18 protein-coding genes and 1 rRNA gene are annotated in these 12404 nt (G+C 42.6%); 15 read left to right on the forward strand and 4 right to left on the reverse strand.

What is annotated here, in order from left to right:
- Positions 1–28: 28 nt before the first annotated feature.
- The 10 genes from C6347_RS18510 to C6347_RS18555 all read left to right on the forward strand — a co-directional run bounded on the left by C6347_RS18510 (position 29) and on the right by C6347_RS18555 (position 6651).
- Positions 29–871, forward strand: a complete 843-nt coding sequence (locus C6347_RS18510; RefSeq protein ID WP_106061950.1) for an energy-coupling factor ABC transporter ATP-binding protein — start codon at positions 29–31, stop codon at positions 869–871.
- Positions 847–1716, forward strand: a complete 870-nt coding sequence (locus C6347_RS18515; RefSeq protein ID WP_044139648.1) for an energy-coupling factor ABC transporter ATP-binding protein — start codon at positions 847–849, stop codon at positions 1714–1716. The genes C6347_RS18510 and C6347_RS18515 overlap by 25 nt, the downstream gene beginning before the upstream one ends.
- Positions 1713–2510, forward strand: coding sequence for an energy-coupling factor transporter transmembrane component T family protein (locus C6347_RS18520; protein ID WP_044139647.1), 798 nt, complete (start codon positions 1713–1715; stop codon positions 2508–2510). Before C6347_RS18515 ends, C6347_RS18520 begins: the two co-directional genes overlap by 4 nt.
- Before the next feature lie 11 nt (positions 2511–2521).
- Entirely contained in the window at positions 2522–3265 is a 744-nt protein-coding gene (gene truA, locus C6347_RS18525) for a tRNA pseudouridine(38-40) synthase TruA (protein ID WP_106071953.1), read from the forward strand.
- Between the two features lie 166 nt (positions 3266–3431).
- Entirely contained in the window at positions 3432–3869 is a 438-nt protein-coding gene (gene rplM, locus C6347_RS18530) for a 50S ribosomal protein L13 (protein WP_003217042.1), read from the forward strand.
- Between the two features lie 20 nt (positions 3870–3889).
- Positions 3890–4282: a 30S ribosomal protein S9 gene (gene rpsI, locus C6347_RS18535; protein WP_003217273.1), complete on the forward strand. Its 393-nt coding sequence runs from the start codon at positions 3890–3892 to the stop codon at positions 4280–4282.
- 199 nt (positions 4283–4481) lie between these two features.
- Positions 4482–4997: a GNAT family N-acetyltransferase gene (locus C6347_RS18540; RefSeq protein ID WP_060595381.1), complete on the forward strand. Its 516-nt coding sequence runs from the start codon at positions 4482–4484 to the stop codon at positions 4995–4997.
- 97 nt (positions 4998–5094) lie between these two features.
- Entirely contained in the window at positions 5095–5841 is a 747-nt protein-coding gene (locus tag C6347_RS18545; RefSeq protein WP_106071954.1) for an amidohydrolase family protein, read from the forward strand.
- Positions 5842–5879: 38 nt separating this feature from the next.
- Complete coding sequence (locus C6347_RS18550) at positions 5880–6353, forward strand: GNAT family N-acetyltransferase (RefSeq protein WP_106071955.1); 474 nt, start codon at positions 5880–5882, stop codon at positions 6351–6353.
- A gap of 109 nt (positions 6354–6462) precedes the next feature.
- Positions 6463–6651: a hypothetical protein gene (locus C6347_RS18555; RefSeq protein ID WP_060595383.1), complete on the forward strand. Its 189-nt coding sequence runs from the start codon at positions 6463–6465 to the stop codon at positions 6649–6651.
- Positions 6652–6732: 81 nt separating this feature from the next.
- Here the strand turns inward: C6347_RS18555 and C6347_RS18560 are convergent, their stop codons facing one another.
- Positions 6733–7110 carry a DUF4825 domain-containing protein gene (locus tag C6347_RS18560; protein ID WP_258182088.1) on the reverse strand — a complete coding sequence of 126 codons (378 nt, stop codon included), beginning with the start codon at positions 7108–7110 and terminating at the stop codon, positions 6733–6735.
- Positions 7107–7301, reverse strand: a complete 195-nt coding sequence (locus C6347_RS19540) for a hypothetical protein (protein WP_258182089.1) — start codon at positions 7299–7301, stop codon at positions 7107–7109. The genes C6347_RS18560 and C6347_RS19540 overlap by 4 nt, the downstream gene beginning before the upstream one ends.
- 146 nt (positions 7302–7447) lie before the next feature.
- Here C6347_RS19540 and C6347_RS18565 point away from each other — a divergent pair, with 146 nt between their 5' ends.
- From C6347_RS18565 to C6347_RS18575, 3 genes are all read left to right on the forward strand, one after another.
- On the forward strand, positions 7448–7891 hold the full coding sequence (locus tag C6347_RS18565) for a YbaK family protein (RefSeq protein WP_066031432.1): 444 nt from the start codon (positions 7448–7450) through the stop codon (positions 7889–7891).
- A gap of 58 nt (positions 7892–7949) precedes the next feature.
- Entirely contained in the window at positions 7950–8663 is a 714-nt protein-coding gene (cwlD, locus tag C6347_RS18570) for an N-acetylmuramoyl-L-alanine amidase CwlD (protein WP_066031431.1), read from the forward strand.
- A gap of 103 nt (positions 8664–8766) precedes the next feature.
- Positions 8767–9825, forward strand: a complete 1059-nt coding sequence (locus C6347_RS18575) for an Mrp/NBP35 family ATP-binding protein (protein WP_058015818.1) — start codon at positions 8767–8769, stop codon at positions 9823–9825.
- Positions 9826–9863: 38 nt separating this feature from the next.
- On the opposite strand, the gene gerD is transcribed toward C6347_RS18575, so the two are convergent.
- On the reverse strand, positions 9864–10448 hold the full coding sequence (gerD, locus tag C6347_RS18580; RefSeq protein ID WP_003217144.1) for a spore germination lipoprotein GerD: 585 nt from the start codon (positions 10446–10448) through the stop codon (positions 9864–9866).
- A gap of 90 nt (positions 10449–10538) precedes the next feature.
- Between gerD and kbaA the strand changes: the two genes are divergently transcribed.
- Positions 10539–11141: a KinB-signaling pathway activation protein gene (gene kbaA / locus C6347_RS18585; protein ID WP_003217204.1), complete on the forward strand. Its 603-nt coding sequence runs from the start codon at positions 10539–10541 to the stop codon at positions 11139–11141.
- Here the strand turns inward: kbaA and pdaB are convergent.
- Entirely contained in the window at positions 11134–11898 is a 765-nt protein-coding gene (gene pdaB, locus C6347_RS18590) for a polysaccharide deacetylase family sporulation protein PdaB (RefSeq protein WP_050945808.1), read from the reverse strand. The genes kbaA and pdaB overlap by 8 nt on opposite strands.
- Positions 11899–12274: 376 nt before the next feature.
- Between pdaB and C6347_RS18595 the strand changes: the two genes are divergently transcribed.
- Positions 12275–12404 (forward strand): 16S ribosomal RNA (locus C6347_RS18595); the annotation flags it as partial.

Genomic DNA, 12404 nt, shown 5'->3' on the forward strand with positions numbered 1-12404 from the left:
GGTTGAGCTGAGAGGAGGTCCGGTAGAGATGGGGAAGACATTAGTTGACGTAAAGGACATTGTATTTCGTTATCACAAGGATGCGGACAAGCCCGCTTTAGATCAAGTGTCATTGCATGTGAATCAAAATGAATGGCTCGCCATTGTTGGTCATAACGGTTCAGGTAAATCCACACTTGCCCGTGTACTGAATGGGCTCATTTTACCGGATGCTGGAACGGTCAAGGTTGGAGAGATTGAGCTGAAAGAAGAGAGTGTCTGGGATATTCGCAAAAAGGTCGGAATGGTCTTTCAAAACCCAGATAACCAATTCGTTGGCTCAACGGTTCGTGATGATGTGGCTTTTGGTTTAGAAAATAACGGGGTTGAGCGGGAATTGATGATAGAACGTGTAGATTGGGCTGTCAAACAGGTCAATATGCAGGAGTTTCTTGATCAAGAGCCGCACCATCTATCAGGCGGGCAAAAGCAGAGAGTCGCCATTGCAGGTGTACTTGCCGCAAGCCCTGACATCATGATCTTAGATGAAGCAACATCGATGCTTGATCCGATTGGCCGTGAAGAAGTGTTAGAGACTGTTAGACTATTGAAGGAACAAGGAACGGTCACAGTCATTTCCATCACACATGATTTAGACGAGGCCGCCAAGGCAGACCGGGTCATTGTCATGAATGGCGGGAAAAAATTTGCCGAGGGAACCCCAGAGGAAGTATTTGAACTAGACGAACAGCTGGTTCAAATTGGACTTGATCTGCCATTCTCCTATCGGTTGAGCAAACAATTGAAGCAGCAAGGTGTACCGCTTGCAAATGCCCATTTGACACAAGAAGGATTGGTGAAAGAGCTATGGACATTACGATCAAAGAACTAGAGCATCGTTATCAAATGAAAACGCCGTTTGAGCGTCTCGCTTTGTATGATGTCAATGCTTCCATCCAAGAGGGCAGCTATGTCGCTGTCATTGGTCATACGGGCTCTGGCAAGTCTACATTGCTGCAGCATTTAAATGGCTTGCTCAAACCAACGAAGGGGAGCATTGCGCTTGGAGATACCGTCTTACAAGCCAATAAAAAGCAGAAGGATTTAAAGTCCCTCCGGAAAAAAGTAGGCATCGTGTTTCAGTTTCCTGAGCATCAGCTCTTTGAAGAAACGATCCTTAAGGATATCTGCTTTGGTCCGATGAATTTCGGTGTTCCTCAGGAAAAGGCAGAAGCAAAGGCGAAGGAAATGCTGAAGCTAGTCGGTCTTCCTGAATCCCTATTATCTCGATCTCCCTTTGAACTAAGCGGCGGTCAAATGAGACGTGTGGCGATTGCAGGTGTTCTAGCGATGGAGCCAGAAGTGCTTGTGCTGGATGAGCCGACTGCAGGGTTAGATCCACGCGGACGGAAGGAAATCATGGACATGTTCTATGAGCTTCATCAAAAGGCAAACCTTACCACGATTCTGGTTACACACAGTATGGAGGACGCCGCTCATTATGCGGATCAAATGATTGTGATGCATAAAGGAACGGTAAAGGCGACAGGTACGCCGAGAGAATTGTTTGCCAATCGTACAGACATGTCTTCGTTTGGTCTCGACCTCCCAGAAACGATTAAATTCCAGCAGACTGTAGAAGAAAAGCTGGGTATTACGTTTCCAAGGCCGCTTCTGACCATGGATGAAATGGCAGAAGCCTTAACAGCTCTTTATCAGGAGGACACGACATCATGATGGATAGTATGATTATCGGCAAATATGTGCCAGGTTCATCCTTTGTCCATCGTCTTGATCCAAGGACAAAGCTGTTATCAATTTTCTTTTTTGTCTTTATTGTCTTTTTTGCTAATAATTACATCACTTACGGGCTTTTAGGTGTCTTTACCCTCCTTGTGGTGATGGTTTCTCAGGTGCCGCTATACTTTATTCTCAAGGGAATGAAGCCGATCCTATGGATTGTCCTGTTTACCTTCATTCTGCATATATTCATGACAAAGGATGGCGCCTTGCTATTTCACTTTGGTTTTTTAAATATTTATGAAGAAGGTCTAAAGCAGGGGATTTTCATTTCACTCCGTTTTGTCTATCTCATCATGATGACGACACTTCTGACGTTAACCACAACGCCTATAGAAGTGACAGACGGTATGGAAAAGCTGCTTCATCCATTCCGTAAAATCAAACTGCCTGTTCACGAGCTTGCTCTCATGATGTCCATCTCTCTTCGGTTTATTCCAACTTTACTAGAAGAGACGGACAAAATCATGAAGGCACAAATGGCAAGAGGTGTTGATTTTACAAGCGGACCTCTAAAGGACCGCATGAAAGCAATTGTTCCTTTGCTTGTTCCGCTTTTCGTCAGTGCGTTTAAGCGTGCAGAGGAACTGGCGACCGCTATGGAAGCGAGAGGCTACCGCGGGGGAGAAGGGCGGACGAAATACCGTCAGCTTGTCTGGGGCATGAAAGACACGTTCACGCTGCTCCTATTCATCCTGTTAACAGCACTCCTTGTGCTTCTGAGAAATTAGGTGATTCCTAGATGAAGGTCAAATGTACCGTCTCCTACGATGGGACACATTTTAAAGGCTATCAGGTGCAGCCTGGGCAGCGGACTGTTCAGACGGAGATCGAGTCGGCTCTTGCAAGAATGCATAAACAGGATGAACTGATTCCGATTGTGGCTTCTGGTCGGACGGACAGCGGCGTCCATGCGAAGGGGCAGATCATCCATTTCGACACGCCGCTCTCGATTCCGATGGAAAGATGGCCTTTTGCCCTCAATAGTCTCCTGCCGGATGACATCAGGGTTCTAAAGGCTGAGGAAGTGGATGAGTCGTTTCATGCACGTTTTAGTGTCGTTTCGAAGGAGTACCGTTATAAGGTCTCAACGGAAACGCACCAAAATGTGTTCACGAGACAGTATGCCTGCCACTTTCCTTACCGGCTGGATGCAGACAAAATGAGAGAAGCTGCTGGACACCTCATTGGCACACACGACTTCACAAGCTTTTGTGCGGCCAATACAGAGGTTCAGGACAAGGTAAGGGAGATTTACACCCTCGAGTGGAAAAACGTCTCAGACGGGCTTGAAATGCGTGTGAGAGGAAATGGCTTTTTATACAACATGGTGCGAATTATCGCTGGAACGTTACTTGAAATCGGATCTGGTAAATTTCACCCTGATGAGATAAAAGCCATGCTTGCCGCCCGAAATCGCGAAGCGGCAGGCAAGACTGCGCCTAGTCACGGACTGTATTTATGGGAAGTTTTCTATGACAACTAAACCAGGTGTAACATGTTCTTGACACAGGAAGCAGAAAGTTATAAGATATCATATGGTATGTATTTCAACCCCACAAATAAGCCCCGGAAGACTTATCTTGTGTTTTGAAATAGAACGTAGCATTTGATTCAAGGAAAAATCATTGATTTATTTAGGAGGGAAACTCATGCGTACAACACCAATGGCGAACGCAAGCACAATTGAGCGCAAATGGCTAGTTGTTGATGCGGCAGGCAAGACTCTAGGTCGTCTTTCTACTGAAGTAGCATCACTTTTGCGCGGTAAGCACAAACCAACTTATACACCACACGTTGATACAGGTGATCACGTCATCATCATCAATGCTGAGAAAATCGAATTAACAGGTAAGAAATTGACGGACAAAATTTACTACCGTCACACGATGCACCCAGGTGGTTTGAAACAAAGAACTGCTCTTGAGATGCGTACAAACTACCCTGAAAAAATGTTGGAGCTTGCTATCAAAGGTATGCTTCCAAAGGGTCCATTAGGCCGTCAAATGTTCAAAAAATTAAATGTGTACCGTGGTTCTGAGCATCCACATCAAGCACAACAACCTGAAGTTTACGAACTTCGCGGTTAATTATAAGGGAGGTTAACAATTTGGCACAGGTTCAATATTACGGTACAGGTCGTCGTAAAAGTTCTGTAGCGCGCGTTCGCTTAGTTCCAGGTGAAGGCCGTATCGTCGTTAATAATCGTGAAATTACTGAATACATTCCATTCGCTGCTTTAATCGAAGACGTGAAACAGCCTTTGAACATCACAGAAACAGCTAACAGCTACGATGTTCTTGTAACTGTTCACGGTGGTGGATTCTCTGGTCAAGCTGGAGCAATTCGTCACGGTATCTCTCGTGCTCTTCTAGAAGTAGATCCTGAGTACCGTACATCACTTAAACGTGCTGGACTTCTTACTCGTGACCCTCGTATGAAAGAGCGTAAGAAATACGGTCTTAAAGGCGCACGTAGAGCTCCTCAGTTCTCAAAACGTTAATCAATTTTATATTGTATGGACGTTTTACAAAGGTTTGTTACAGACAAACCATATATTAAAAGCATCAGCATCCTGCTGGTGCTTTTTTTTGTGCTTTTTATTTAATAAATAATGACTGGTCACTTCCTTTTGGATACGTATAAAATATGAGTATAGAAAGTTTTCTGTTTAAAAGAAGATTATTTATGGAGGTTGTCCTATGAATCTAACGACAGAAAGGTGTCTCATTCGACCATTTACTGATGATGATTGGCAGGATGTTTATGCATATACATCTGATCCGACAGTGATGAAGTATATTCCGGAAGATGTATTTTCTAAAGAAGATGCGAAGGAATTTATCAAAAATAATCGTCATGAAAATGCTAAGTATGTCGCTGTCCTATTAAAAGAAGATCATACATGCATTGGGCATATCGCGTTTCATCCGTACTTTGGTGAGCACACATATGAAATTGGGTGGGTCTTCAATCCTGCATATCAAAACAAAGGCTATGCATCAGAAGCTGCTTATGCTGTACTACATTATGGCTTTCACACAATGAATTTACATCGAATCATTGCCACTTGTCAGCCTGAAAATGTGCCATCGTGGAGAGTGATGGAGAAAATGGGGATGAGAAGAGAAGGGTATTTTAAAAAGTGTATACCTCAAGGAAATGAGTGGTGGGATGAATTTTACTATGCCATCTTACGAGAGGAATGGAAAACTTGATAAGTTTTCATGATATGAAGTGATTCGTCATTTCAAATATCTCTTGGCTTTCGCTATTGATATAATCAGATCAAATAAGCAGAAGAGGGGCGCGCGCATGAGGATCTTTGATGCACATTTTCATATCATTGATTTTGATTTTCCCATTCAAGAAAACCAAGGATATACACCGCATAGTTATGTGGTGAATGACTATAGGAGAGAGACGGCTGATTTTGGGATTTTAGGTGGAGCAATCGTGTCAGGGTCATTTCAAGGCTTTGACCAAGGCTATTTGTTGAAGGCGCTGGATGAAATGGGGCCGTCTTTTTGCGGTGTGACTCAATTACCTTTTACAGCAACTGATGATGAGATTGTTCATTTGGATCAACACGGGGTAAAAGCTTTACGTTTTAACGTGAAGCGGGGTGGTTCGGAGAATATTTCGAAGCTCGATTATTTTGCGAAAAGGGTGTATGAGCTGGCGGGATGGCATAGTGAGATTTACATAGACGCTAAGCATCTCCCTGACATCTCATCAACACTTGAAAAGCTGCCGGCCGTTTCAATTGATCATTTAGGCTTATCGGAAGAAGGCTTGCCGCATTTGCTAAAGCTGGTTGAAAAAGGGGTTCGTGTGAAAGCAACAGGTTTTGGACGTGTTGATTTAAACGTCGAACATGCGTTGACGTCTATTTATCAAACGAATCCTAATGCACTAATGTTTGGTACAGACCTTCCATCCACAAGGGCAAAGCGTCCGTTTGAATACGGTGATGTTGAATTAATTCAACAGATTTTTGATGAAAAAGCTGCTGATCACATCTTATATGAGAACGCACGTCATTGGTATTTTGGTCAATGATGAAATTGTTCCACTTCATTTCATAGGAGGTGTTTTCTTTGGATTTAAGTCAACTGACGTGCAGAGAAGCCACGCTGGAAGATCTCGACAAGATCGTCTTCATGCTCGCTGATGATATGTTAGGTCAAAAAAGAGAGCGCTACACTCAACCATTATTAGAAAGCTATATCAAAGCCTTTCACTCAATAGATGCTGATCCAAATATTGAACTCATGGTTGCGTGTGATCAGGAAGAAGCTGTAGGTGTTCTCCAATTGACCATGACGCCTTTTCTTACACATCAAGGAGGATGGAGAGCTTCAATAGAAGGAGTTCGTACAGCCTCGACTCATAGAGGAAAAGGAATTGGCACGATGTTGATAAAAAGGGCTATTCAACACGCAAGCGACCGCGGCTGTCATATGATTCAGCTAACAACAGACAAACAGAGGCCAGAAGCACGCCGTTTTTACGAAAAGTTGGGATTTGAAGCTACGCATGATGGGATGAAGCTGCATCTGCCCCATCAATAAGAACATCAAGAAGTGGAGGGATTCACGAACCTCTGCTTTTTTGCGCCTTTATTTGAAATATTTGTTATATTGAATATGTAAATCCTCTGTTATTTGGAAAGGAGAAACATTGAAGACGGAAACAGATCAATATCTTTGGTATAAAGGCGGAGCAACATTGTTTGTTTTCACAGCTGCTTTATATCGAAGAACAGATACATCATCAATATCCATTTCTCTTTTTATCAATGATCCGAAAGCGAATCATTCTCACTGGATTGGAGAATATTCAATGAATTTATGCTTACTGCAGCAGTAGATCAAAACTTTCGACAACGATTGATTCAAGCTTTTACTACATAATTATCAATAAAACAGAGGGAGACACCCCTCTGTTTTATTAATTCTGCATGGGAAACTTGTTGTATACATCTTGGCGTTTCTCTTTTGACTTCACAACTCCATCAACCAGTTCCTTCTGCCAAAGCGCTGCATCGTCCTGGTACTCTTTAAATGAGTGAGGCAGCTTTTTTTCTAGCTCTTTTCTTTGAAACGTGACGGATGATTTGTCGTTAGAGTTCATTTTGAGTGTCACTTGCTCTACGTTATCGACAAGGATAAAAAGTGCGAGTGCGTTGTATAAATACGTTTTCTCAATTGTCTCCTTTTGATCAAACCAGTATGCGTCAAATTGTTCTTCTGTGTATCCGGCATTTTCTTTTACGCCGTACGTGACGTCTAATGCTTTCCCATCAACGATTTCAAATTCTCGAATCATGCCTCCAGGAAGCTCTGATAAGATGTCACGAATGCTGAGTTGTTACCTAGATACGTGCTTTTATGCTTGGAAAGCTGTTTTAAGGATATGTCTTCTATTCCTTTCATGTCGCTCTTCTGCTCGGTCGCTTGACTGCCGCATCCAGATAAGACGACTGTTAGTAGCAACAGGATATACATCCACTTCTTCATGAATTTTGCCCCTTTTCTATTCTTTCTATATATAAATGTTCATTTTATCACAATTTTCCAATCCGTTAGCTCATTGATTTCCATTTACTGAACTGCATGTTTTGTTCAAACCAACGAACAATACAAAGAAAAAAGGAGTTCAGTCCATGGCAGAGGTTCTTTCATTTTATCAATTGAAAACAAAACGAGATGTCACGCTTGAAAAGAAGCTGTTGCGTACATTGTCTCTTCAACAGGTCACGGTTGCTTCCGAGAAATTCACGAAGAAGCTGTTCCCATTTGCAGATGATCCAGCTGGGATTATGAGTGATGGCTGTATCGATTTCGCCATTGAAGCTTTTTTAGCTGGCGGGAGATACGGTGAGTCGAGTAAATACGGCGAATCGTTCGACCATATCAAGAAGCGGTCCTCCCAGGAGGAAGATGAGCTGGTTGAGGAGCTAGCAGGATGTTTGCAATCGTGGGGGAATATGTTCCGAATGGAGAGGAAGATGTCGTGTCTGTATCCATTTGCGAAGGATTTTTTAAGCATGTGGTGGCAGGAAGGCTTTCGAGAATCAGAAAAAAGGCATAAGCTTCGGCTGCACTAAGCATATTTCCAGCCCTTGTCCCATATCTATAAAATAATGGTGTATGGGAGGGACAGGGATGAAAAGAAAGCTGAAATGGACAGGGTTTTTAATCGGGTTTATTGTCCTCTTATTCTTATTCAGGTTTCAGTTTCTAAATGATGATTCGTGGAAATCGTGGAACTTGCCTTTGAGCGGCAAGATCATCTATTTAGATCCGGGTCATGGCGGTCCAGATGGCGGGGCTGTAGGAGGAGAGCTGCTTGAAAAAGAGATTGCACTGGATGTATCCATGAAGATACGTGACTATTTACAGGAGCAGGGTGCCCTTGTTCTTATGACCCGCGAGGATGATTCTGATTTATCATCAAAGAATACAAAGGGATATGCCCGAAAGAAAGCGGAGGATCTAAGAAACCGTGTAAAAGCCATCAATGAGTCTGAAGCCGATCTCTATTTAAGTATTCATTTAAATGCGATCCCATCGAACAAATGGAGCGGCGCACAGACGTTTTTTTACGGGAAATATGAAGAGAATGAAAAGGCAGCGAAGTTCATACAAGATGAATTACGCAATAATCTTGAAAACACAGATCGAAAGGCGAAGCGGATCAATGGCATTTATTTAATGCAAAACGTGACGAAGCCAGGAGCTCTTGTGGAAATTGGATTTCTCTCCAACCCGAAAGAGGCCAGTCAGCTGGCAACACCTAAATATCAAGATCAAATTGCTGCCTCCATTTATAAAGGCATTTTAAGATATTTGACAGAGCAAAAAGAGCCGCCTGAATAAGGGGCTTTTTCCTTTTGTACGCAGGCAAACAGGACAGACATTGTAAGGATATGTATGATATACTTGGATTGTAAACGAATTCAATAAAGGGTGAGGTTCTGCTATGATCGGACAAGATGATGTGAGAAAACTAGTTGGGAAGATGGACGAACCTTTCCTTCATATACCGCTTGGTGAGCTGGATGCCATCAAGGAAATCAGCCTAAAGCCTGAGAAAGAACATGTGAGCTTAAAGGTGGCTATTGCCAAAACGGGCACTGCTGAGCAGATGAAGCTTCAGCAAGACATCGTACAAGCCTTGAAAGCAGAGGGTGCTAACACAGTAGGACTTCGTTTTGAAGAGCTGCCTCAGGAAACACTTGAAAGGTTTATGCCTTCGCAAGATGAGGAAGAAAACCTGCTCAACTCTAAAAATCCGCCTGAGTTCCTTGCGATTGCGAGTGGAAAGGGCGGCGTTGGTAAATCCACCGTGTCTGTTAACCTTGCTGTAGCACTGGCTCGTCTAGGGAAAAAAGTCGGACTGATTGATGCAGATATTTATGGCTTTAGTGTACCGGATATGATGGGAATCACCGTCAGACCAACTGTTAAAGGGGAAAAAATTATTCCTGTGGAACGCTTTGGTGTCAAAGTGATTTCAATGGGCTTTTTTGTTGAAGAAAATGCACCGGTCATTTGGAGAGGACCGATGCTTGGTAAAATGCTGAATAACTTCTTCCACGAAGTCGAGTGGGGAGAATTAGATTACTTACTATTAGACCTTCCGCCTGGAACGGGAGATGTGGCGCTTGATATTCATACAATGCTTCCAAGCTGTAAAGAAATCATTGTCACAACACCGCATCCTACAGCTGCCTTCGTTGCTGCTAGAGCAGGCGCAATGGCACTGCAAACAGATCACGAGGTGCTGGGTGTCGTTGAGAATATGAGCTATTATGAAAGCAAAAAAACAGGTGAGAAAGAATATGTCTTTGGAAAAGGAGGCGGGGATAAGCTGGCGGAAGAGCTGCGAGTATCGGTCCTTGGTCAAATTCCTCTAAGGCAGCCTGATTGGAATGAAGATGATTTTGCTCCATCTGTCTATGATGCGAGTCATCCGACGGGAGAAGTGTATCAACACATTGCGAATAAAGTTATTGAACAATTAGCAGTAAAAGCATAATGAAAGCCCGAGTGGATGAATGTCCCCTCGGGTGATGTTTAACTGCCGCTTTCTTCGCTGCCTTTTGATCCGGAATCACTGCTTTCAGATGCTGCTTTTTTAAGCTCATCTTCGAATTTCTTCTTATAAAGAGGACTGCTTAATGTTTCTGTAATGACTTTTTCTAAGTGCTTTCTGAACTCTTTGCTTTTCACCAGTTCACCGTATTTCTTTTCCATTTCGGGATCCTTGAGAATATCCATCATCAATTGCTGATAGTCAGGGTCCTTCATTAACTGTTTTAACATCTTTTCATGCTGTTGCTGCATGGATTTTGCGAAAGTCTCGGCAAATTTAGAATCCTCAAAGACCTTCTTCCAGAACTCTTTGCCTTTATCAGAAGTCAGTGTTTTCTCTATCGTTTTTTTCACAGTTTGTTCATCCATTACCAAAGCTTCATTCATTGCCTCGTCATTTAATAACTGTTGAATGGCCTTTTTACCGTCATCTGTCTTCAATATATCGACGACCATTTTCTTTGTTTCGTCATAGTCCATATTAGATGAGGATTGGGTTTTGGGAGCACAAGCTGTTAGAGATAAAAGGAGAAAACAGCTCATTATACGCAAGATGCCTTTTGACATACTGTGGCTCCTTTCGTTACATGTCTTACTTTTAATATGAATGTTTCACGTAAATTTATACATAACAAAAATAGGGGTTGGATCAATTCAATGAAAAGTCGGGATTTAGTTCGTTTTTTCTTCTCTGTGCTAGCTGTTGGAGCGGTCATTACAAGCGTGGTTGGCTTTGCGCTGGAGTGGGGGAAATATCAGAAGCTTTTTATATCGTTTGAAATACTAGAAATCGCATCTGTGTTGTTTTGGTTCATTGGTGTGGGGATGATTTTTAGTGTCATTAGTCAGATGGGGTTTGTTGTCTTTTTAACGGTGCACCGGTTTGCGTTAGAGATATTCCGATCACATTCTCTATGGAATACCATTCAGCTGTTTCTGGTGATCTTTGTGCTGTTTGATTTAGCTTACTTGCGGTTTTTGTTTTTCGGGGAGAATGAATCATTTCTTCCATACCTATGGCTGCCTGTCTTTATCGGTGTGTTCGCATTGATCGTGGCTTACTTTAAACAGCAGCAGTCCTCTAAGAAAACTTTTGTTTCCGCAATGTTTCTCATGGTTGTCATCACGTCGCTAGAATGGTTCCCGGCGCTCAGAGTCAACGAAGAGGACTGGCTGTATTTAATGCTATTTCCGCTATTAGGCTGTAATGCGTTTCAGTTGTTAGCTATGCCGCGGTTTTCAAAGGCGAAAGCTACTTAACTTCCGATGACCTTGTTTTGGTATTGGAGATCAGTTCGCCAACCGTCACATTTTTTAAATTCTTTTCTTTGATTTGTTTCAAAATAGCTGGTAAGGCTTGAGCGGTTTGGGTTGCTGAATCTGAGGCATGTAGGAGAACAATATCTCCGCTTTTCATTCGATCATTTACATTCTGAACAATCTGATCGACGCCCGGATTCAGCCAATCTTGTGAGTTGACGCTGTAATGGACAACGGTATAACCGTACTGTGTGGCAATTTTCAATGCTTTTTCGTTAAATTGCCCAGTTGGCGGTCTTAATAGTTGAATGTCATCTAGTCCAAGCTTTTGAAATGAATTTTGTGCCCGGACAAGATCTTGCTTGATTTCACTATCTTCAAGCTGGCTATAATTTTTATAAGCATAGCCAAGGCTGCCGATTTGGTGACCGTCCTCTCTAATTTGTTTGACGATATCAGGATGACGCTCAGCCCAAGAAGCAGACAGAAAGAAAGTAGCGTTCTTTATATCGTACTCTCGAAGGACATTTAAAATAGGAACAGCCTTCTCATCTCCCCAGCCGATATTAAAAGTAAGGGAGACATGTTTTGAGGAAGTCTCGCCTTTATAAATGGCTCGGGGTCCGTGTTCTGTTTTAAATACCGACAGCGGCGGTGCCTTTTGTACATAAAAAAAGGTTGCAGCTGCAAGGGCTGCTACAAGAATAATGACAATTTGCTTCAGTCGTTTAATAGGCAACACATATAATCGACTCAATTCAAACACTCCTGCCTTGTCCGAGATTGTTACTTGATTGTATGCAGGACAAGGGTTTGAGATGCACAATAAAACTATTTTAAAAAAAGTTTTGAAAAGGCGTTGACCGATAGAATATTTTCGTGATATATTATTAATCGTCGCTGACACACAGTGACAAACACAAAACGCTTCGGGAAATAAACTTGAAAAAAGTTGTTGACATAAGATGAAGCGAAATGTTATATTATTAAAGCCGCTAAGAACGGCGAAGATGATCTTTGAAAACTAAACAAGACAAAACGTACCTGTTAATTCGAGTTTTTATAAAAAAATCCTATGAAACATCATAGGTAGTCAGTCAAACTGGCGAAAAACAAAACTTCGGTTTTGTACTTTTTCGGAGAGTTTGATCCTGGCTCAGGACGAACGCTGGCGGCGTGCCTAATACATGCAAGTCGAGCGGACAGAAGGGAGCTTGCTCCCGGATGTTAGCGGCGGACGGGTGAGTAACACGTGGGTAACCT

The organism is Bacillus sp. NMTD17 (assembly GCF_002998735.1).
GTDB lineage: Bacteria > Bacillota > Bacilli > Bacillales > Bacillaceae > Bacillus.